Origin of the sequence: Bacillus sp. UMB0893, assembly GCF_002858905.1 — a bacterium.
In the GTDB taxonomy this organism is placed as follows: Bacteria; Bacillota; Bacilli; order Bacillales; family Bacillaceae; genus Bacillus_P.
The window spans coordinates 241297-262471 of the sequence record NZ_PKLB01000003.1; the positions used below are offsets into that span (position 1 = coordinate 241297).

Annotated in this window: 21 protein-coding genes; 4 read left to right on the forward strand and 17 right to left on the reverse strand. The window is 41.1% G+C overall.

From position 1 onward, the window contains the following. Positions 1-39: 39 nt before the first annotated feature. From CYJ36_RS09120 to CYJ36_RS09130, 3 genes are all read right to left on the reverse strand, one after another. On the reverse strand, positions 40-384 hold the full coding sequence (locus tag CYJ36_RS09120) for a LapA family protein (protein ID WP_101566952.1): 345 nt from the start codon (positions 382-384) through the stop codon (positions 40-42). Positions 385-527: 143 nt separating this feature from the next. After that, positions 528-2777 (reverse strand): protein translocase subunit SecDF, encoded by a 2250-nt coding sequence (gene secDF / locus CYJ36_RS09125; protein WP_101566953.1) that lies wholly within the window; start codon positions 2775-2777, stop codon positions 528-530. Between the two features lie 37 nt (positions 2778-2814). Further along, the gene (locus tag CYJ36_RS09130; RefSeq protein ID WP_101566954.1) at positions 2815-3108 is read right to left on the reverse strand and encodes a post-transcriptional regulator; all 294 of its coding nucleotides are present in this window, start codon (positions 3106-3108) and stop codon (positions 2815-2817) included. A 289-nt stretch (positions 3109-3397) separates the two neighbouring features. Between CYJ36_RS09130 and spoVB the strand changes: the two genes are divergently transcribed. Continuing rightward, the gene (spoVB, locus tag CYJ36_RS09135) at positions 3398-4966 is read left to right on the forward strand and encodes a stage V sporulation protein B (RefSeq protein WP_101566955.1); all 1569 of its coding nucleotides are present in this window, start codon (positions 3398-3400) and stop codon (positions 4964-4966) included. On the opposite strand, the gene CYJ36_RS09140 is transcribed toward spoVB, so the two are convergent. Next, positions 4967-5617 carry a DUF421 domain-containing protein gene (locus tag CYJ36_RS09140; RefSeq protein WP_101566956.1) on the reverse strand — a complete coding sequence of 217 codons (651 nt, stop codon included), beginning with the start codon at positions 5615-5617 and terminating at the stop codon, positions 4967-4969. It lies immediately after the preceding gene. A gap of 291 nt (positions 5618-5908) precedes the next feature. Here CYJ36_RS09140 and CYJ36_RS09145 point away from each other — a divergent pair, with 291 nt between their 5' ends. Next, the gene (locus tag CYJ36_RS09145; protein ID WP_101566957.1) at positions 5909-6289 is read left to right on the forward strand and encodes a TIGR04086 family membrane protein; all 381 of its coding nucleotides are present in this window, start codon (positions 5909-5911) and stop codon (positions 6287-6289) included. Positions 6290-6385: 96 nt separating this feature from the next. On the opposite strand, the gene yajC is transcribed toward CYJ36_RS09145, so the two are convergent. From yajC to nadB, 12 genes are all read right to left on the reverse strand, one after another. After that, positions 6386-6670 carry a preprotein translocase subunit YajC gene (gene yajC / locus CYJ36_RS09150; RefSeq protein ID WP_101566958.1) on the reverse strand — a complete coding sequence of 95 codons (285 nt, stop codon included), beginning with the start codon at positions 6668-6670 and terminating at the stop codon, positions 6386-6388. Positions 6671-6691: 21 nt separating this feature from the next. Further along, positions 6692-7837, reverse strand: a complete 1146-nt coding sequence (gene tgt, locus CYJ36_RS09155; protein WP_101566959.1) for a tRNA guanosine(34) transglycosylase Tgt — start codon at positions 7835-7837, stop codon at positions 6692-6694. Positions 7838-7956: 119 nt separating this feature from the next. Then, complete coding sequence (queA, locus tag CYJ36_RS09160; RefSeq protein WP_101566960.1) at positions 7957-8985, reverse strand: tRNA preQ1(34) S-adenosylmethionine ribosyltransferase-isomerase QueA; 1029 nt, start codon at positions 8983-8985, stop codon at positions 7957-7959. A gap of 32 nt (positions 8986-9017) precedes the next feature. Further along, positions 9018-9218, reverse strand: coding sequence for a DUF2905 domain-containing protein (locus tag CYJ36_RS09165; protein WP_101566961.1), 201 nt, complete (start codon positions 9216-9218; stop codon positions 9018-9020). Continuing rightward, the gene (gene ruvB, locus CYJ36_RS09170; protein WP_101566962.1) at positions 9215-10216 is read right to left on the reverse strand and encodes a Holliday junction branch migration DNA helicase RuvB; all 1002 of its coding nucleotides are present in this window, start codon (positions 10214-10216) and stop codon (positions 9215-9217) included. Before ruvB ends, CYJ36_RS09165 begins: the two co-directional genes overlap by 4 nt. 11 nt (positions 10217-10227) lie before the next feature. Beyond that, positions 10228-10836, reverse strand: a complete 609-nt coding sequence (ruvA, locus tag CYJ36_RS09175) for a Holliday junction branch migration protein RuvA (protein ID WP_101566963.1) — start codon at positions 10834-10836, stop codon at positions 10228-10230. 112 nt (positions 10837-10948) lie between these two features. Further along, positions 10949-11512, reverse strand: coding sequence for an intercompartmental signaling factor BofC (locus tag CYJ36_RS09180; RefSeq protein ID WP_308315276.1), 564 nt, complete (start codon positions 11510-11512; stop codon positions 10949-10951). Between the two features lie 415 nt (positions 11513-11927). Continuing rightward, positions 11928-12656: a YhcN/YlaJ family sporulation lipoprotein gene (locus tag CYJ36_RS09185; protein WP_180850199.1), complete on the reverse strand. Its 729-nt coding sequence runs from the start codon at positions 12654-12656 to the stop codon at positions 11928-11930. A gap of 380 nt (positions 12657-13036) precedes the next feature. After that, positions 13037-14641: a SafA/ExsA family spore coat assembly protein gene (gene safA, locus CYJ36_RS24355; RefSeq protein ID WP_257962433.1), complete on the reverse strand. Its 1605-nt coding sequence runs from the start codon at positions 14639-14641 to the stop codon at positions 13037-13039. Between the two features lie 186 nt (positions 14642-14827). Next, positions 14828-15937 (reverse strand): quinolinate synthase NadA, encoded by a 1110-nt coding sequence (gene nadA / locus CYJ36_RS09195; protein ID WP_101566965.1) that lies wholly within the window; start codon positions 15935-15937, stop codon positions 14828-14830. A 12-nt stretch (positions 15938-15949) separates the two neighbouring features. After that, positions 15950-16780, reverse strand: a complete 831-nt coding sequence (nadC, locus tag CYJ36_RS09200) for a carboxylating nicotinate-nucleotide diphosphorylase (RefSeq protein ID WP_101566966.1) — start codon at positions 16778-16780, stop codon at positions 15950-15952. Beyond that, positions 16767-18353: an L-aspartate oxidase gene (gene nadB / locus CYJ36_RS09205; RefSeq protein WP_101566967.1), complete on the reverse strand. Its 1587-nt coding sequence runs from the start codon at positions 18351-18353 to the stop codon at positions 16767-16769. Before nadB ends, nadC begins: the two co-directional genes overlap by 14 nt. Positions 18354-18572: 219 nt before the next feature. On the opposite strand from nadB, the gene CYJ36_RS09210 reads away from it, so the two are divergent. Continuing rightward, complete coding sequence (locus tag CYJ36_RS09210; protein ID WP_180850201.1) at positions 18573-19733, forward strand: IscS subfamily cysteine desulfurase; 1161 nt, start codon at positions 18573-18575, stop codon at positions 19731-19733. Further along, positions 19726-20271, forward strand: a complete 546-nt coding sequence (locus CYJ36_RS09215; protein WP_101566969.1) for a transcription repressor NadR — start codon at positions 19726-19728, stop codon at positions 20269-20271. The genes CYJ36_RS09210 and CYJ36_RS09215 overlap by 8 nt, the downstream gene beginning before the upstream one ends. A 43-nt stretch (positions 20272-20314) precedes the next feature. On the opposite strand, the gene pheA is transcribed toward CYJ36_RS09215, so the two are convergent. Next, on the reverse strand, positions 20315-21175 hold the full coding sequence (gene pheA, locus CYJ36_RS09220; protein WP_101566970.1) for a prephenate dehydratase: 861 nt from the start codon (positions 21173-21175) through the stop codon (positions 20315-20317).

Genomic DNA, 21175 nt, shown 5'->3' on the forward strand with positions numbered 1-21175 from the left:
CTATTATACTAGAGTGGTTAAGGGGTGACAAACTGAAAATTACAGTTCTTCAGACGTTTGGCCAATTTGTTTGGCCCCATGTGAACTGCTTGTTGTTTCACGTACTAGCGGATCTTTTCTGAATGATTCATTTTCTTTGATCAGTGCTGCTTTTTCTTTTTCTAAGCCTTTCACTTTGCGCTGAAGGGCATAAATTCTTGTCAGACCGGCTGAGGCAATCATCAGTCCTCCCAGCAGAACGGATCCTAAAATGATAAGTATAAGCGGCCAGTCAGCCTCGCCGAACAAATAATCTACTTTAACTGGATTCACATTGATTACTGCAAAAATAGCAACAATAAGTGCAAATAGAATGGCAAAAATAAAACTCCATTGTCTTTTCATCTTTTTTCCCCCTCTTTTTTATTTACAAATTTTTTACCCTCTTCTCTTAAATTGCAAAACATTTGGCTTTTATTATGATATCCATACGAGGAGAAAGAATTGCGGAAATATAGAAAAACCGCGATTGCTCGCGGTTTTCCCTTTTATACGATTGGCTCGTCATTATCTTGAACTTTTTTCATCGTGCTCTTCTTTTTAATCTCTTTCCACTTCCAGATCATCCATAGCTGTGCAGCTATAAATAAAGAGGAGTATGCACCTGAAATTAATCCTACAAGCAAGGCAATTGAGAAGTTTCGAATGGACTCGCTTCCGAATATCATTAGTGCAATGACGCAGAAAACAACGGTTAGAACAGTATTTACCGAGCGGGTAAACGTCTGCTGCAAGCTGCGGTTCACGATGGATTTCAAATCATCATACGTTTTCACTTTTGTTTTTTTATAGAGCTCACGGATCCGGTCAAAGGTGACAATCGTGTCATTAATAGAGTAGCCGATAATTGTCAGTACCGCTGCTATGAACGTAACATCTACCTCAAGACGTGTAATGCTGAAGAACGCGATAATAAAGAAAGCGTCATAAAGCAGGGCAATAACAGCTGCTAAAGCCATTTTATATTCAAATCGCAAGGAAACATAAATGATGATCCCAAGTGATGCGATTAAAACACCATACATCGCATTTCTGGCCAATTCTTTTCCAACTGTAGACGAAACAGTACTTACACTTGGTTCTTTTCCATATTTTTCAATAAAATGTTCTTTTACTTCAGCTATCTCACCTTTATCGAGCACACCGATAAACCGGGCTACTGCAATTTGATTTTGATTTCCGGATAAAACGATATCTTTTGCCTCAAGATCAAGATTTGCAAGCTCTGATTCAATTTCTTCAGCTGTTAATGCCTTTTCCGATCCGATCTCAATGCGTGTTCCGCTTGAAAAATCAATACCAAGATTCAATCTAAAGACAAGAAGAAGAACAACTCCAACAGCAAGCAGAACTCCCGAGAAAGCAAAGAATTTTTTCCGGTGCTTAACGAAGTCTACTTTATCAAACTTAGTAGGTGCGTCAATATCTTCTGTTGATTTACTTAAATCAATTATGTCTTTTTTATTTACGCCAAAATATCCAGGTTTTTTATCTAGCCATTTGCTTTCCACCAATAGTCCAAGCAAGATTCTGCTTAAGAAAACCGAGGTCAAAAAGCTGACAAGGATGCTCAAAACAAGGCTGGTTGCGAAACCTTTAACCGCACTTGTTCCGAAGAAAAACAGCACACCGCCTGCAAGCATCGTAGTGATGTTCGCATCGAAAATCGTAGTGAATGACCGGCGGTTTCCCGCTCTGTAGGCAGATCTGATCGACTTGCCGAGTTTTATCTCCTCTTTAATTCTCTCGTATGTAATGATATTAGCATCAACTGCCATCCCAACTCCCAGAATCAAGGCAGCAATTCCAGGAAGTGTTAAAACGCCATTCATCCAATCAAAGACTTGAAGGACAACATAAAGATATGCGCTTAAAGTAACTATAGCAATAAATCCAGGCAAACGATAGAAATAGAGCATAAACAAGAAAATGAAACCAATACCTATAGCTCCTGCAAGCACCGTTTTCTGAAGAGCTTCTTCTCCAAATTGTGCTCCTACAGAAGTTGAATACGTTTCATCAAGTTTAACAGGAAGCGAACCTGCATTAAGCAAATTTGCCAAATCCTTCGCTTCTTCTAAAGTAAACTGCCCTGTAATGGTTACGTCTGTAGTATTAAATACTTCTCTAACACTCGGATTTGATAAAAATTTAGGCGATTCCTTCGTGACTTCTTTTTTATATGAGTCACCTTCTTGATAATCCAGCCAGATGACAAGCTGGTTTTCAGGCTGCATCGCTAATATTTGCTCTGTTACGTTTTTAAACTTCGCAGCATCCTTCAGTTTAACTGCTACAATTGGTTCCTGTGTATCCGGATCAAATGCTTGTTTTGATGCACCTTCCACTAGATCAGAACCATTCATCATGACTTTATCGTTTACATCACGGAATGTCAGTTCAGCCTGAGTAGAGAGGATCTCCCTTGCCTGATTTTGATCCTTTACGCCTGCCAGCTGAACCCTGATCCTATTTTCACCTTCAATTTGAATATTTGGTTCGCTTACGCCAAGCACATTTGCTCTCTTTTGAAGAGCATTAACTGTACTGACAAGTGCATTGCGGTCAATTTTATCGCCTTCATTCGCAGGCTTTACGTCATAAAGAATTTCAAACCCGCCCTGAAGATCAAGACCAAGCAAAATATTATCTGCAGCTTTGTTTCCAAAAGCTCCAATCAAACTCCCTACGCAAAGGACGAGTAAGAAAAAAGCAATAATGCGTCCTTTTTTTACCATGTTGTTTCCTCCTTAGAAAAAAACCGTTCAATATGTATTAACCTTCTTGTATGCCCAGCTTTTTGCCTTCTTCACTTTCAAACCAGCTTCCCGACTTATAGGACTGAATCGTAGCAAATGTCATAAATTCATTGGCCTTGATGGACATGATATCTGCGACCATTTCGTAAACCATTAGTTCATTCTTTTTTTTCCATTTTTTATTTCTTAGGAAATTCCAAAGCTCTTCTTCTGTCACCTCGCCATAATCAAGGATTTTGAATTCTTCAACCTTACTGACTAGTGCGGGCTTTACGTGATGGCGATATTTTTCAATTGCATCCTTTTCCATCAAGACACGCTCCTTCATTTAACATTTGTCGGATCATTTATTTTTCAGGCTATTTCATTGTTGTTTTTTTTCAATCGTATTTAGTCCTTTCGATCGTTATGTCAGGGTTAATTAAAGTTCACGAAACCCGCCTATAGACGTGAATGAGTCTTATTACGAATAACAACAATCTATCCGAAAACAGCCATTTTCAAAGCCGCTGCTTGAACATACTTGTCATGCTTGGCCATTCATAGCGCATATAGTAATTGTATATGATTACAAGCTATTTGAGAAGGCAGGGAAAGCCATGTCAAAGCAAACATTTTTACAGGGAACAATTATATTAATAGCTGCCGGTCTGATTACAAGAGTTCTGGGCTTTATTAATCGAATTGTTGTGGCACGTTTTATCGGGGAAGAAGGCGTTGGCTTATATATGATGGCAATGCCTACATTGGTTTTAATTATTACAATTACTCAATTCGGTTTGCCGGTTGCCATCTCAAAATTAGTCGCAGAAGCAGAGGCAGAAGGAAACCATCGAAAAATAAAAAAAATTCTGGTCGTATCACTTGCCATAACCGGAGCATTGAGTCTATTATTCACTCCGGCCATCATCCTGCTGGCTCCATATTTATCAAATTCGCTGCTGACAGATCCGAGAACTCTGTATCCCTTACTGGCCATTAGTCCAGTTGTTCCGATTATTGCGATATCATCCGTGCTAAGAGGATACTTTCAGGGAAAACAAAATATGAGACCTGCCGCGATTTCACAGGTGCTGGAGCAAATCGTCCGGATCTCACTGATTGCTGTTTTCACAAAGACATTCCTCCCCTATGGAATTGAATACGCCGCAGCAGGTGCAATGGCTTCAGCAGTTGTAGGGGAACTAATTTCTCTCATCTATTTATTCTCCATGTTCAAGATGAAAAAGAAATTTAGAATCAGAAGAAAATTTTTCAAATCACTTCATGATGGAAAAGATACGTTCCAAAATCTAATGAGCATCGCTTTGCCTACAACAGGGAGCAGAATGATTGGTTCCATTGCATGGTTTTTTGAGCCTATTGTTGTCGCACAAAGCCTTGCAATTGCAGGATTCACAGCAACGATGGCGACGAAGCAATACGGTGAATTAACGGGGTATGCACTTCCTCTGCTTATGCTCCCATCTTTTATTACATACTCCTTGTCAACAGCGCTTGTTCCCGCAATCAGTGAAGCAATGGCTCAAAATAAGCTCAATGTCGTTCAGCACAGACTGCAGCAGGCTTTTCGGCTGTCTTTAGTTACAGGGGGTTTTGCCGTTGTTATTTTATATATCTACGCCAAACCGATGATGACCGTTATGTACGGCAATAGCCACGCAGCTATGTTTGTGCAGGTGATGGCGCCGTTTTTTATCTTTTATTATTTTCAGGGACCCTTGCAGGCTGTATTGCAGGCGCTTAATCTTGCAAAGGCGGCGATGATTAATAGTTTTATCGGCTCTGCCATTAAGACAGCGCTGATTTTTCTTTTAGCAACTCGTCCTTCATTAGGCATCATGGGCGCAGCACTTGCAATCGTAGCAGGAATCATGCTTGTCACTTTGCTGCATTTGGCAACAGTCATGAAAGTGATTTCATTGACCATTCGGATTGGTGAATATGCACGATGTATTTTAACTATGATCATCACAGCCGCTGCCGGTTATTATTTCTATCCGCTGCTTTCCCTTGGCACCGGCTTAAATCTCATCATATCTGTCATATTTACATTTACCGTCTATGGTATTCTGTTAGTTGGTTTCCGGCTGGTCCATAAAGAAGAAATCAGGAGAATTCCATTTGCAGGAATCTATCTTTCTTATTTTGTCCCCCGCAGTAAATGATTATTTTTCTTCCTTTAAATCGATAAAAAATGCACCTTTATTATGTGTGCAAAAGGATATATTTTTTATCTCTGAATAACCTAGATCTCTCAGCTGCTGTCTAAGCCATAGATTGGTTTTTTCAATTCTGAATAAGTTTTCTTCCTGAATCAATCCATCGATAATCAGCGGCAGCTGCAGCTCTTGTTCTTCATCTTTTTCATCTTTTTTGATTACTGAAAGCTTTCCAGAGGGTTCGAGAATGGCAAAATCCACTTCTCTAATATCATTGATCTCTTTGTCCCTGAGCTGTGTCATCAAATCATCAAAATTGTATCGCTGGGTTTTCATCGCATGTTCGTTAATCTTGCCTCTATCAATGATGATCGTCGGACTTCCGTCCAGCACCTTTCTAAACTTTTGGTTTTTGAGCGAAAGGTAAGCCAGTCCTATCTGAATACCAAGCAGCAGAAACATCGGAATTATTGTATGTATCAAAGGATCATTTGTATTTTCTATTGCCATGACAGCCATTTCGGCAATCATTAAAAAGACAACAAGATCAAGAATGCTTAATTCACCAATTTCCCGCTTTCCCATCAGTCTGAAAATAATGACGATCAGCACATATAAAAAGATCGTTCGAGCCATTATGATTAAATTTTCTTCCATCACATGGCCTCCTTTGCTTCATAGATAGTTTTATTTTGAACGGATATATCATTTTCATGTAGTCTCTTTTTTAAAACATCAATTTTTCAATCGTATTTGCAAAATTCAATGTTAGAAAAGAGCTAATCCCTAATGGTAGTCACGGAAAAGTCCTCCATGAAAACAAGAATCTATGCGAACAGCCTTCCTGTTAGACAAATTAGATTCTATTTTTTTATGAAGTGAATAGGATTGTAATAAGACGAGCAAAAACAAGCTGATAAGATTTATTGGTAGGAGGAGGAGATTGCAATCGAGACGCGAAGATGGGGAAAAGCCATACTCTATGGGTTATCAAGTATTTTAATTTTAGCTCTTGTCACTAGTTTACTGTTTTCTGTACTTCTCAAATTCACCAGTTTAACAGAGACATCCATCACCTGGTTTATTGTTGGACTGTCGTTTTTAGCTGTATTCATTGGAGGATTTATTGCAGGAGGCAAAGGAAAGGAACGCGGATGGCTGATAGGAGGCACAACAGCTCTTCTCTATACATTAATCATCTTTTTATTTCAGTTTTTAGGTTATGGAAAAACATTTACAATGGAGCAAACGATGTATCACGGCGGATTTCTAGCGATCGCCATGCTCGGTGGAGTCATCGGGGTAAATTTATCAGGGTCACATAAATAGAAAAAGGGTGATCTATTTTTGATCACCCTTTTTCTATTTTGAAGAATTCAAAATAAAAAGCGTCTAAAATGACGCTTTTTTCTTTGCCTTATGTAATTAGGCTTTTTCCATGTTGATTCCATTTTGCTCAACAACATCGCGAATTGCGCGGCGTTCAAATGTCAAACGAGATCCGTCACCAGCTTTTACAATGACTTTTTCTTCGTCGATTGAATCAACAATGCCATGAAGGCCGCCAATCGTTACGATTTTGTCGCCTTTTGAAAGACTGTCCTGCATTTCACGCACTTTCTTCTGCTGTTTCTGCTGTGGACGAATCAATAAAAAGTAGAAAATCGCAAACATTAAGATTAACGGTCCAACCGTAGTCAATAGATCCATATTTTTCACCCCTTTCAGCGGTTAAAAGTTTTTAGCATTCGGTTTATTAAAACCGTATTGTTCAAAGAATTCATTTCTGAAATCGCCTAAACGATCTTCCCGAATTGCCTGTCTTACCTGCTCCATTAATTTTAACAGAAAATGAAGGTTATGGTAAGAAGTTAATCGGATGCCGAATGTCTCGTCACATTTCATTAAATGGCGAATGTAAGCGCGGCTATAATTGCGGCAAGTGTAGCAATCGCAGTTCTCATCAATCGGTCCGAAATCACGTGCGTACTTTGCATTCTTTACTACTAAGCGGCCATTGCTTGTCATTAATGTACCATTCCGGGCAATTCTTGTCGGAAGCACACAGTCAAACATATCAATTCCTCTGATTGCTCCATCTATCAATGAATCAGGAGATCCAACTCCCATTAAGTAACGGGGTTTGTTAGATGGCAGCAAAGGAGTCGTTGATTCAAGCACTCGGTTCATAACGTCCTTTGGTTCTCCCACAGAAAGACCTCCAACAGCATATCCCGGGAAATCAAGCGAGATTAAGTCCCTTGCACTTTGTTTTCTCAATTCTTCGTATTCTCCGCCTTGCACGATTCCGAAGAGACCTTGATCATTAGGACGCTCATGTGCGCTTAAGCAGCGCTCTGCCCATCTGCTAGTCCGTTCTACAGACTTTTTCATATAGTCATATTCAGCCGGATATGGAGGACATTCATCAAACGCCATCATAATATCAGAGCCCAGCGCATTTTGAATCTGCATTGCTTTTTCAGGTGAAAGAAACAGCTTGTCTCCGTTTAAATGATTTCTGAAATGAACGCCTTCTTCCTCAATTTTACGGAACTCGCTTAAACTGAACACCTGAAAACCGCCAGAATCCGTTAAGATAGCACGGTCCCAGTTCATGAATTTATGAAGGCCTCCAGCTTCCTTTACAATTTCGTGTCCAGGGCGGAGCCATAAATGATATGTGTTGCTTAAAATAATTCCTGCACCCATTTGCACAAGCTCCTCGGGTGACATTGTCTTTACTGTTGCCAGTGTTCCTACTGGCATAAATACCGGTGTTTCAAATGATCCATGAGGTGTATGAACACGGCCAAGTCTTGCTCCGGTCTGTTTACACGTTTTGATTAATTCATATCTGATTGGTGATGATGACACCTTTTTTCCTCCTTCAAGGCTGTTTTTTCTCCTTTTGAGGTTATAAGCCCTTGTTGTTGCGTTTAATCCTTGTTTTAAGGATTTATTAAAAAGCGTTTTATAATTTCTGCGTAAAAAGCTTAGATAATGAGCATGGCGTCGCCAAAGCTGAAAAAGCGGTATTTTTCTTTGACTGCCGTTTCATAGGCATTCATAACATGCTCTCTGGTAGCCAGCGCACTTACCAGCATAATCAAAGACGATTTCGGCAAGTGAAAGTTCGTAATCATTCCATCAATTGCACGGAATTCATAGCCAGGATAGATAAAAATATTAGTCCATCCGCTGTCTTCAATAAATACACCATCATTTTTTGTTGCGATAGTCTCAAGGGTACGGGTTGATGTAGTCCCTACCGAAATAATCCGTCCGCCTTGTGCACGCACTTGATTTAACAGCTGAGCTGTTCCTGCACTCATTTGATAAAATTCCGCATGCATTTCATGTTCTTCGACGACATCAACACCTACAGGACGGAATGTTCCAAGACCGACATGAAGAGTAATAAAAGCAATATGCACACCATTCTTCTGCAATTGTTCTAAAATTTCCTCTGTAAAATGCAGACCTGCTGTCGGAGCTGCAGCTGAACCTATTTCTCTAGAGAAAACAGTCTGATACCGTTCCTGATCATCAAGCTGTTCTTTTATATATGGAGGCAACGGCATTTTTCCGAGAGCCTCTAACGCTTCATAAAATATTCCATCATAGCTGAACTCAAGCAACCTGCCTCCGTGCTCTGCTTCGCCTGTGCAGACAGCCCGGAGGATGCCGTCGCCAAATACAAGCTCAGTGCCGATTTTTACGCGCTTAGCAGGTTTTGCCAGAACCTCCCAAACATCTCCTTGCTCTTGTTTTAGCAAAAGCAGTTCTATTTTAGCGCCTGTGTCTTTTTTCTCGCCTATTAAACGGGCTGGCAGTACACGGGTATTATTAAGAACTAGACAGTCTCCCTCATGAAGATAATCAATAATTGTCCTGAATTGCTCATGCTGAACCTTGCCTGTTTCTTTATCCAATACCATCAGCTTAGAAGCATCGCGTTCTAAAAGAGGCACTTGTGCAATTAATTCTTCAGGCAAATTAAAATCAAATAAGTCTACTTTCATTGTTTTTTCACCTTTTCTATTGTGCAAAATCCTTATTTAAATCGTCCAAATACATTAAACAAAATGGTCAGCAATATGCTGATCACGATCGATGTAACAATTGGAAAATAAAAAGTTGTAGTTCCCTTTTTAAAGACAAAATCACCAGGCAGCCTGCCAATCAGCTGCATGAATAATCCTGCGAAAAAAAGAACTGCGCCCATCATCATCAGAATTTTGGGAAATTGGGTCATCGTTCAGGAGCCTCCATATGAAAGTGATGATAAACTGCTTCCGTTACCATTCTACCCCTAGGAGTGCGTTGTATAAAACCGATTTGCAAAAGATATGGCTCATACACATCTTCAATGGTGTGAGATTCTTCCCCGATTGTAGCAGAAATTGTATCTATCCCGACCGGACCGCCCTTAAATTTTTCGATGATTCCCATTAAAAGTTTATGGTCTATATGATCTAATCCAAGCTTATCTACCTGCAGTTTTTCAAGTGCTTCGTTTGCAAGCTTGCCTGAAATAGACGTTTCTCCAATCACTTGGGCAAAATCACGCACCCGTCTTAATAACCTGTTCGCGATCCTCGGTGTCCCGCGTGATCTTCTCGCTAGCTCCAGCGAGGCTTCTTTTTCCATGCCCATTCCTAATATATCAGCAGTCCGCTCGACAATGTGTGAAAGCTGCTTTTCATTATAATATTCGAGTCTGCTGAGCACACCGAAACGATCACGGAGCGGGGCGGTAAGCAAGCCGACTCTTGTTGTTGCACCGACTAGCGTGAATGGCGGCAAATCAAGACGGACAGAACGGGCTGTCGAACCTTTGCCAATCACAATATCAAGACAAAAGTCTTCCATTGCAGGATATAAGACCTCTTCAATTGAACGCTGCAGGCGATGAATTTCATCAATAAACAATACATCTCCAGGTTCAAGAGCTGTTAAAATCGCAGCAAGGTCTCCAGGTCTTTCAATTGCAGGACCTGAAGTCGTACGTATATTCACGCCCATTTCATTCGCGATAATGGTTGCGAGTGTGGTTTTACCAAGCCCTGGAGGACCGTATAAAAGTACATGATCAAGCGTTTCGCTTCTGAGCTTAGCGGCCTCAATAAAAACTTTCAGATTTTCTTTTACTTTATCCTGACCGATGTATTGGGAAAGTGTTTGAGGCCTTAAACTCAGCTCAATGGCACCTTCATCTAACTCGGCTTCACTGGATACAAGACGTTCATCCATGTCTTATCACCTTACTTTAATAGCTTTTGCAAAGCTTTTTTCACATACTGATCGGTTGTTAAATCTTCCTCCATTAAGGACGGAACCACTTTATTAATTTCACGTTCAGCATAGCCTAGAACTTTAAGGGCTTCAAGCGCTTCGTTAAGCGCTCTTGAAGTCGTCTCTTTTTGCTCGTATTTCTCATGTGTAAAAAGATCCGGAGCAAGCTCTCCTGCGACGTCTGCAAGTTTTCCTTTAAGATCAAGAATAATCTGCCTTGCTGTTTTTTTGCCAACACCGGGAAACTTGATAAGAAACTTCTCGTCTTCATTTTCAATGGCTCCGACTACTTGTGACGGATTCCCTGAAGCAAGAATGGCGAGCGCTCCTTTTGGCCCGATTCCTGTTACATTTAGCAGTTTCATAAATAAAGCTTTTTCTTCTCTTGTATGAAAACCATATAAAGCGAGGATATCTTCTCTGACGTGCTGATATGTATAAATCGTCACTTCCGCGGAACGATTTCGCTGATAGCTGAATGGATTAGGAGTGTGTATCTGATACCCGATGCCACCGTGGTCAATGACAACGTATTCGGGAGTGACAAAATCAATATAGCCTTTTATATATTCGATCAAAACATTATTCACCTCTTCACAACTGTACCTCATTGTATCATAATTCGTTCATCTGCCTGTAGTAATAATCATTAAAAATTAGAAAAAGCCAGCGCTTTTGCACTAGCTTTCACTATTTCACATCTGCTGGAGAGGAATAAGCTTTATAAGATTCGATGACCTGCAAATATTGATCTTTTGATTGGATGCGTATGCCTTGGCGCAGTTCATCTTGCTTTCGGGTTTCCAGCTTCCTGACATCAATCTGAAAAAAGGATTGAATAATTTCCGAGGCATCATCAGGCTTTCCGTTAAAAATAGAAAAGACACCTTCTGATGAAATGCCAAAATACCCGTTCGCTTTAAGTAATGGGGAAATATCATCTACTTCTTTTTGGAAAATCATTTGTTTATCGTCCTGATCAATTAACTGCCAATCCTCATATTTAGCCCAGAAATCTTCCATTGCCAAAATGGTTTCTGTCTTTACTTCTTCACTGATTTCGCCATCAAGATAGATTCGTTCCAAAACAACTGTAACGGTTAATGGACCGCTTACCTCATAGACTTCATTTTCCTTTTCAGAAACATTCTCAGATGCCTTGGGTTCTTTTTCATTCAAAGAAGGAATTATGAAAAGCCATGTGACTATGACGCAGGCAATGGCACTAATCAGTAAACGTTTAGACGACATCATTACATACACCCCAAATCATGAGCTATTTACCTTTAAGGCAAGAATAAAAGCGCAGGCGCCTTGGTCAGCTCGCGAAGAATATAGGAATTGACCAGGGTTAATTGACTCATTCAAGATCAATTGTCAATTAACCGGAGAAGGCGCTTTTTGCCTTCTCCTGAGCAATTGTCTTTTTCATAGTGAGCTAGGCGCCGCAGCTGGACGCAGATAACTTTTTTTCATTATCCACAACCTAATGACTTTTATAATTTCCTATAAAAGAAAAAACTTCTATTCGTCATTTCTAGTTTGACCAAATTTAGAAGTTTTAACCACTCATGATTTTTGTTTTAAAGTACTTGTTTTCCTGTTTTTATTTGAAACTTCATACTGATTACTTAACCATCAAAAAACAGGGGTCTCCCCCTGTTTTCAGTTATCTTGCCTGCTGAAATGGCTCTCTCATGATATTGCCCATATCATCAAAAAGGTCTCTGATATCGGTATCAATTGTTTTTTTCGGCTGGCCGTTCTCAATGTTGTCATTAATAGTTCTTACACGTGTAAATGTGCCTTCATCCGTGACAACTTGAACTTCTTTACCTTTAGCTAACGGTTTTACAGCATTTAAAACTGCATTTTTAACGTTTTTGTCGTTTTTATCATCCGTATCAATGGCTACAAGCAGTTGATCTCCATTTACAATCGTACGAACATCATCAACGTTTTTGACGTCAGAAGCTTTTTCAGAAACTTTTTTCGCCAGTGATTCTTCTTGGTCATTATAATAGTTCACTTTTCTTGCCTGACCGTGATAATTCTCATCAGATCTGCTGAACCGATTATCCTTTTCAAGCATGCCATCTTCGTTTGAAAGAGGAACAGTCGGATTGTCCATTCTGCCATTATGAAACGCATCATCACGGTTATTCACGTTCGTGAAGTAGTTATCATTCATGTCCCCTTCCATCATTTCTGTTAGAGGACCATCGTTGTCAACACCATTATCATTGTTGTTGCGGTGTTCATCTGAATAATAACCAATTGGTCTTGCTGAGTCGTCATATCTGGTATCAAGCGCACCTTCATTGGCATTGTTATTGCAGCCCGCAAGGCCTGCAGTTACTAATGCAATCGCTGCAAATGCAGAAACTTTATTCCTCAATATAAAAACCCCCTGATTTTCCTATTGCGAGCAAGTTCCGCTCTTGTATAGGTTGCACGTTCAGGGGAGCAATATATCTGTTAGTTAACGGTAAGTTCTTAAAATAATGGACAGACTAAATAAGAGAAGTTGAATATTTCTTTTTTTAATAAAAAAGCTGTTCGCATTTAGTGTTGTTTTGCGTTTAGTTGTTTCACACTCCCAAAGTTCTCGGTCGTGCTATTTTCCTCTAGTTTCAATATACACAAATATGCTGAATCCCGTAAATACTGTAAAAAATCCAAAACTCGATTTTTCACTTACTAGCTTAAGCAACAATGTTTACGAAAAGAACCAATAAAAAAGAGACGAACAGCCTGCCTCGTCTCTTACCGCTTCTCTCAATCGTCATCGTCTTCTTCATCAAACCGCGGCATTTCAAACTGGCCTCCTTGAGGCTGGCCCCCAAACTGACCTGGCATTCCTCCAAATTGGCCACCCTGACCAAATTGCTGACCTGGCATCCCGCCATACTGACCTCCCTGACCAAATTGCTGACCTGGCATTCCTCCATATTGACCGCCTTGATCAAATGGCTGACCTGGCATCCCGCCATACTGACCTCCCTGACCAAATTGCTGACCTGGCATTCCTCCATATTGACCGCCTTGATCAAAAGGCTGCCCATGCATTCCCATTCCGCCGCCTTGGAATGGCTGTGCTCCGAATCCAGGTCCCATAAATCCTGGACCCTGCTGAGGAAATCCTTGGCCAAATCCAGGTTCAGGCCCTCCGCATCCGCAATCTTTTTTATGGTGCATGACAGGACTTAATCCAGGCTGCTGATTTTCCATTCCCGGGTCCATCGCTCCTGCTACTCCTTGCGGCATATTTGGCCACCCTGCATAAGCACCTTGCACTTGAGGGTAGAACCCGGGGCCTGGCATTGGAGGAGACATTGGGAAGCATCCCGGTGGATAGCCATATCCGGGAAAACCAAACCCAGGGCCGCCTCCAAATCCAGGTCCGCCATATCCTGGTCCACCGAATCCCGGACCTCCATAGCCCGGACCTCCATAGCCTTGCTGTCCGCCATATGGCATCTGCTGGGGCATATAAGCTCCCATTACTTCATCATCGTCATCATCATCAAAAGGCATTTGCTGAAAGGGCTGCTGCGGCATTCCCTGCATTCCTGGCATAACACCATATGGAGCTGGCATTCCCCATGGCTGTTGCGGATAGCCAAATCCAGGACCTGGCATTACAGGAGAAACAGGATAACAGTCGTCCTGACCCTGCCACCCAGGACCTTGATCCTCGGCACCTGCAACCTCATTTCCATTTTGGTACGGCGCTTGCCCTGGGAAAGGAAGAGATCCTTGGAACGCTCCTTGTACACCTTGCTGCGGCATGTTTGGCTTATTCTCCATGTGCTGTAATGCCTCCTCTTTATTAGCAGGTGAAATAAATTTCGGCTTTTCAACTGGTTTTTCTTTCGGCATTTCAATCGGTTTTTCCTTCATCTTTTCCATTGGTTTTTCTACGGGTTTCATCATTTCCGGCAGCACATTTGATGGCTTAGGCGGAAGCTGCGGCTGTGGAGCCTGCGGCATCATCGCCATATTCAGCATATAATAGTTATTAATGTCGAGCTCTGGATATACTGGCTGCTTAATATTTGGAACCGGGGGTACGTATGGAACAGATGGTTTCTCCTTCGGAACTTCTTTAGGTTTCGTGTCTGCAACTTCCATCACCTGTTTCGGCTTTTCTTTAGCAAAAGGATGCTCTGATTTCGGCATTTCCTTTTTACCAGAGAAATTGAGCTTTGTCTCATTTTTCACAGGAACTCCGCCACTTGGGACTTTTATCTTCATTCCTGGCATGATTAAATCAGGGTTGCTTAGTTGAGAGTTCATTTTTTTCAATTCTTCAAAATCTACTCCATATTTTTTGGCAATTTTCCAAAGCGTATCGCCTTTTTGAACAATGTGGATTTTCAACTTTTCCCCCTCCTATGCTTGAAACTTTATCGCATATGATTAGCAGGCAATTATGCCATTCTTCTTCATCACAACTTATGCTTAAGAAGACAAATATATGTTTAATGGCTAATAAAAAAACTGACAAACATAAGATCAAAGCAAGCAAGGATATTACTTGATTCATCTTATTTTGTCAGTTCAGCCTTATACGTTTGCAAGCATTCTATCCAGTGCCAAAACAGCTTGTGCTGTTGTTTCGGGATCAACTTTTATTGGATTAATTATTTTGCCTTCTTCAAGACCTTCAAGCGCCCATAATAAATGAGGGAGATCGATTCGATTCATCGTTAAGCATGGGCACATAAATGGATTGAGCGAGACAATTTCTTTGTCAGGATTCTGTTCAATGATCCTTTTCACCAGATTCATCTCGGTCCCAATCGCCCATTTGCTTCCAGCTTCTGCAGCTTCAATAGCATCAATAATATACTTTGTAGAACCAGCCAAATCGCTGACAGCAACAACTTCCCGACTGCATTCAGGATGTACGATGATTTTCATGTCAGGCTTCGTTTTCCGCAAATGTTCTACATTCTCTACAGTGAACTTTTCGTGAACAGAACAATGGCCTTTCCACAAAATAACAATTATATCTTCCGGATTCCCATCATATTCCAGTTCGTTTGTGATTGGATTCCAAATCGCCATTTTTTCAAGAGGTACCCCTAAATTAAAAGCAGTATTCCGTCCTAAGTGCTGATCTGGCAAAAATAGTATCCTCTGTTTTTGTTCAAACGACCAGTGCAGCATTTTCTCTGCATTTGAGGAGGTAACAGTAGCACCGCCATTTTTTCCAACAAAAGCTTTAATAGCTGCTGTTGAGTTAACATATGTTAATGGCAAAATGGTATCCCCAAACATCTTCTGCAGTTTTGTCCATGCCCGTTCTGTCTGTTCAATATCAGCCATATCCGCCATGGAACAGCCTGCTCTCATATCAGGCAGGATTACCTTTTGCTGACCGGTTGTCAGCATGTCAGCTGTTTCAGCCATGAAATGCACGCCGCAAAAGACGATAAATTCTGCTTCTTTATTAACGGCCGCCGCCTGAGCCAATTGCAGTGAATCTCCTGTAACATCTGCAAATTGCACAACCTCATCTTTTTGATAATGATGGCCCGGAATCAGCAGGCGTTTTCCAAATTTTTCTTTTATCTTTTTTACTCTCTCTATCATTTCTTCCTCTGGCAGCTCTTTATAATGAGGGGGCATTTTTTCATTTGTCTCAAATTGAAGCATCTCTAATACGTTCATCTATTATCCTCCTTATTCAACATTCATGCTAAGATCAAGTGATTTCACAGAATGAGTCAGCATTCCGAGTGAAATAAAATCCACACCTGTATCGCGGTACTGAGCCAGATTTTGAAGTGTGATTCCTCCAGAGGCTTCAGTAATAATGGACCCCGGTGTAAGGCGCACAAAAGCTGCAGTTTCTTCAGGTGTCCGATTATCAAACATAATGATGTCTGCTTTTGCTTCGATTGCTTCCAGCAGCTGTTCCTCGGATTCAATTTCGACTTCAACTTTGATCATATGCCCAGCCTGTTCCCGAACTTTTCTCACTGCATCAAAAATCGAGCCGCAGCTTGTGATGTGATTATCTTTCAGCATGATACCGTCGTATAAGCCAAATCTGTGGTTGAACCCGCCTCCGCACCGAACTGCATATTTCTCAATCATTCTCAGCCCTGGTGTTGTTTTACGGGTATCACAAATTTTTGTATGAGATGAATTGAGGCATATAACTGCCTGATTGGTTAAAGTTGCAATTCCGCTCATGCGCTGCAGTAAGTTTAATACAACCCTTTCCCCTGTCAAAAGCGAAGAAATCGGCCCTTCAATGATAGCTGTATTTTCACCTTTGCATATCTGATCACCATCTTGCTTCAACAGCTTAACCGTTACACGCTGATCTAGAATGCCATACCCGGTTCTGACAATATCAGCACCAGCAAAGATCCCGTCTTCTTTTGCTGTAATAATCGCTCTTCCATATTGTTCATTTGAAAAGACAATTGAGCTAGTCGCGTCATGATCTCCAATGTCTTCAATAAAAAAGGATTGGAGCTGTTCTTTAAGTTTAAGTGTATTCAATTTCCATCACCCCTGAACGATTCTGTAAATTAGACTGGATATCATCTTTAGAAAGCAGGATCTTCTTCTTGAGCCATAGCCTGTCATCTTTATGAGGATAATCTGTACGAAAATGGCCTCCCCTGCTTTCAGTTCTTCTTAATGCAGAGATGACAATAAGCCAGCCAGCGGTCATCATATTTATTTTTTCAACCTCAGAGTTTGTGAAATCATTCACATTAATATCCCAAAAAGAGATAGGCTGTAAAAATTTCTCAAACCAGTTTTTTGTATGGATCAGCCCTGCTTCAGAACGTTCAATGGCAGCATAGTTCGTCATCATCCATTGTATTTCTTGTTTCGAAGGCAGGATGAATTCTGATGTGCTAAATCGACCTGACAATTCTTCATGTTCAGTAACTGTAAAATCAGAAGAATTTAAAATGTGGATTCCAAGACGGCTGCCGAATACCAATCCCTCCAATAAGGAATTGCTTGCAAGCCGATTGGCTCCATGTACGCCAGTACAAGCTGCTTCTCCAATGGCGAATAAATGTCTGATGGAGGTTTTTCCAACAAGATCTGTTTTAATGCCGCCCATTAAAAAATGCATACCTGGTGATACAGGAATCAAACCTTCTTTTAAACAAACACCATGCTTTTTGCACATGGCTGAAATCGTAGGAAAGCGGCTTTCAAAGTTCTGAATGGACGTAATATTAAGGAAGACACAATGGCCATTTTTCATTTGAGAAAAGATCGTTCTTGCGACAATGTCTCTAGGTGCAAGATCTCCAAATGCATGCACCCCTTCCATAAAGGCATCCCCATCCTCATTTTGAAGAAAGGCTCCTTCTCCTCTGACAGCCTCTGAAATAAGGCCTACACATTCCCCGTCAATCAGCAGCATGGTTGGATGAAACTGAGTAAATTCCATATCTGTCAGGATCGCTCCAGCACGAAATGCCATCGCCAGTCCGTCACCCGTTATTGCGTTAGAATTGGAAGTATGCAAGTAAAGACCGCCGCAGCCGCCTGCAGCAAGAACCGTTTGCTGTGCCAAATGGGTTTGAATGTCACCAGTCGAATTTCTCGTGTACACACCTTTGCATGTTCCATCAGAAATGATGAGATCCAGTGCCATTTCATCTTCAATAATCTCTACATTATGATTTAGCTGAGAGAGTAAAAAGTGAATAACCGCTTTACCCGTTGCATCTCCTCCTGCATGCAAAATCCTGCTGAATCTGTGTGCACCTTCCTGACCAAAAAGCAAATTCCCTTCTGGATCCTGGTCAAAAGAAAAACCGCTCCGGATTAGTGCAAGCACTTCTTCTGCTCCTTGCTTTACAAGCAATTCAGCCGCGTTTGAATCATTATGATGGCACCCTGCTTCAATTGTGTCTTCGAAATGACCTTGCCAGCTGTCATTTGTGTCAATTGCTGCTGCAATGCCGCCTTGAGCAAGCATTGAATTGCTGTCGTATTTATTAGATTTAGAAAGAATCGTTACCTTTTTGGAAAATTGAAGCTGAAAGGCAGCAGATAGCGCCGCAATTCCGCTTCCGATAATAATAACGTCAGCTTGAGGCACAAAAAAACCCCCTATACTTTACAAGTGTCTTGACACCTATATTTACACAAAACTAAAATAATGACAAGAGGTTTTTTGATTGATTCTTTTGATTCTTTACCTTTTTCGCGTTATAAAAAATTCAGCCGATCTAAAAGGACGAAACCCAGATGATAGACGTAGATAAGCCTTTCTACGAAAAACAACAAACAGTCTTTTGATTTGAGAGGAGATCAGAATGTGATTTATTTAGATTACGCTTCAACAGCACCTATCAGCGATGAAGCTCTCCATGTTTTCGTTCAGGCTTCAAAACAAGCATTCGCGAACAGCAACAGTCTGCATGATGAAGGAGACCATGCGAGAACGATTTTAGAAGCGTGCCGCAAACAGCTTGCAGAGTTAATTGGGGGCTATCCTTCAGGTATTTATTTTACTGGAGGAGGGAGCGAATCCAATGTGCTTGCTATTGAGATGCTGCTTAAAAATTCACCAAAGCATAAAAATCATATCGTTGCATCAGCAATGGAGCATTCTTCAATCTATAACTATCTGAAATCCCTTGAGCATACGGGATATGAGATTACTTTTTTATTGCCTGACAAACATGGTAAACTGCATGTAGATACAATAAGGAGTTCTCTAAACAATCGAACTGCCCTTGTGTCCATCCAGCATGCCAATTCTGAAATTGGCTGTATCCAAAATGTGAAGGAAATCGGGCATTTATTACATGATAAATCGATTTATTTTCATAGCGATTGTGTTCAGTCGTTCGGAAAAATACCAATAGAAGCAGAGTTATGGAAAGCGGATGCGATTTCTCTTTCCAGTCATAAAGTGTATGGCCCTAAAGGTGTAGGCAGTCTTTATTTAAATTCCTGTGTTAATTGGCAGCCAGTCATACCTGGAGGCACACATGAAAATGGCGTTAGGGCAGGCACAGTGAATGTACCCGGCATCGCAGCATTTGTTGCTGCAGCTAAAACCCAATGTACGGTCATGCAGGAGGAGAACATCAGGCTGGAATCCTTAAAACATGCTTTCTTTGCTAAACTTGAAGCATATCGTGAACACGTGCACATTATTAATAAGGATATAGAAAATCAATTGCCAACGATCATTGGGCTGATCGTGCGCGGTATTGAAGGACAATATATGCTGCTTGAAAGCAATCGCCGCGGAGTCGCTATATCAACAGGGACAGCCTGTCAAATTGGGATGCAGACACCTTCAAAAGCATTATTGTCAACAGGACTGACAAAAGACGAAGCCTTGCAGTATATTCGCATTTCAACAGGAAAACAGACAAATGCCGCTGACCTTGATGCAATGGCGGAGATAATCGGGAAAGCAATAAAAGAGAGATATTCTGAAAGGACGGAAAGTCTTCATGAATGAAGGTAAAATTCTTGGAAATGAACGAAGAGAATTAATATTAAATTGGCTGAAGCAATCGAATTCGCCAATTAAAGGGAGCGAAATGGCAAAGAGAACAAATGTCAGCAGACAAGTAATTGTTCAAGATATTTCTTTGTTAAAAGCACATAATGAACCGATTCTGGCAACGAGCCAGGGCTATGTTTACATGAAACAGGAAAATGATGAGCTCCCCACATTTAAGCGTATCATCGCAAGCAGCCACACTCCATCCGCAGCTGCAGAAGAGCTGAATCTTATTGTTGATTACGGCGTGACCGTAAAGGATGTGATGGTTGAACATCCCGTCTACGGTGAATTGACGGCGTCTATTATGGTGAGCAACCGGAAGGAAGTAAGGGATTTCATCGCTAAAATTGAAGAAACAAAAGCAACCTATTTATCTCAGCTGACGGAAGGCCTGCATTTACATACATTAGTAGCTGACCGCGAAAAAAAATTAGAAGAAGTGTGCGCTGCTCTTAAGACTGCAGGATTCCTTGTTGATGAGGAGGATTGAATGCACAGGCAAAACCGGCTCGCAATCTGCGAGCCGGTATCATTTATATGGAATAAGCGCCATATGTTCCAAGAATTCTGACACTGCAGCCCAAGGCTTCAAGCTCTGCCATCGCTCCAGGAATCAGGACATCATCCATTTTCATATCAATATCGATGATAAAGAAGTAGTTTCCGAGGCCCGTTTTCATTGGTCTTGACTCGATTTTGGATAAATTGAGCTTTCTCCATGAAAAAGCGGATAGTACTTGATGAAGAGCACCAGATTGATCAGAAGGCAGTGTAATCATGAGCGTTGTTTTATCTGTGATCTTATTGTCTGTTTTCGGTTTAATGAGTGTATGCTGGTTCGGATGCAGCACTGCAAAACGAGTATGATTATGTGTGTAATCATGAATATTTTTACGGACAATTTCAAGCCCATATTCGTTTGCAGCTAATTCATTTGCTATAACCGCTATATTTTCTTTTGGCTTCTGCTGTATGTATTTTGCAGCTGCACCAGTTGAAGTAGCGTACTCGTACTTTGCCTTTGGCAGCTGCTGACGAAGAAATTTGTGACATTGTGCAATGGCATGAGAATGAGAATAGACTCTCTCAACATCTTCCCATTCGTTTGCGCGTGATGGATGGACCATTAAATGCTGCTGAATAGGCGCTGTAATTTCCCCGATGATTGCAAGCGGCTGTTCATGAACCAAATAATCTATCGTCAGGTTAACCGATCCTTCTAATGCATTTTCAAGCGGGACAACGGCAACATCAATGGTACCCTCTGCAACAGCATCCATACACTGCGGAATCGTCAAAAACGGAACATGCTCTGCGTGATCGTCAAAAAACTTTGTAACGGCAAGGTGTGTAAAGGTTGCCGCCGGACCTAAATAACCAACTCTATAAGACAT

Coding starts and splice junctions, on each gene's coding strand:
- CYJ36_RS09120 (WP_101566952.1), bottom strand. CDS start 384: ATGAAAAGACAATGGAGTTTTATTTTTGCCATTCTATTTGCACTTATT.
- secDF (WP_101566953.1), bottom strand. CDS start 2,777: ATGGTAAAAAAAGGACGCATTATTGCTTTTTTCTTACTCGTCCTTTGC.
- CYJ36_RS09130 (WP_101566954.1), bottom strand. CDS start 3,108: ATGGAAAAGGATGCAATTGAAAAATATCGCCATCACGTAAAGCCCGCA.
- spoVB (WP_101566955.1), top strand. CDS start 3,398: ATGTCAAAGCAAACATTTTTACAGGGAACAATTATATTAATAGCTGCC.
- CYJ36_RS09140 (WP_101566956.1), bottom strand. CDS start 5,617: ATGGAAGAAAATTTAATCATAATGGCTCGAACGATCTTTTTATATGTG.
- yajC (WP_101566958.1), bottom strand. CDS start 6,670: ATGGATCTATTGACTACGGTTGGACCGTTAATCTTAATGTTTGCGATT.
- queA (WP_101566960.1), bottom strand. CDS start 8,985: ATGAAAGTAGACTTATTTGATTTTAATTTGCCTGAAGAATTAATTGCA.
- CYJ36_RS09165 (WP_101566961.1), bottom strand. CDS start 9,218: ATGACCCAATTTCCCAAAATTCTGATGATGATGGGCGCAGTTCTTTTT.
- ruvB (WP_101566962.1), bottom strand. CDS start 10,216: ATGGATGAACGTCTTGTATCCAGTGAAGCCGAGTTAGATGAAGGTGCC.
- CYJ36_RS09180 (WP_308315276.1), bottom strand. CDS start 11,512: ATGATGTCGTCTAAACGTTTACTGATTAGTGCCATTGCCTGCGTCATA.
- nadA (WP_101566965.1), bottom strand. CDS start 15,937: ATGAACGTATTAGAGATGCTTCAATTTGAGACAAATGAAAAAATGCCC.
- CYJ36_RS09215 (WP_101566969.1), top strand. CDS start 19,726: ATGAATGAAGGTAAAATTCTTGGAAATGAACGAAGAGAATTAATATTA.
- pheA (WP_101566970.1), bottom strand. CDS start 21,175: ATGTCTTATAGAGTTGGTTATTTAGGTCCGGCGGCAACCTTTACACAC.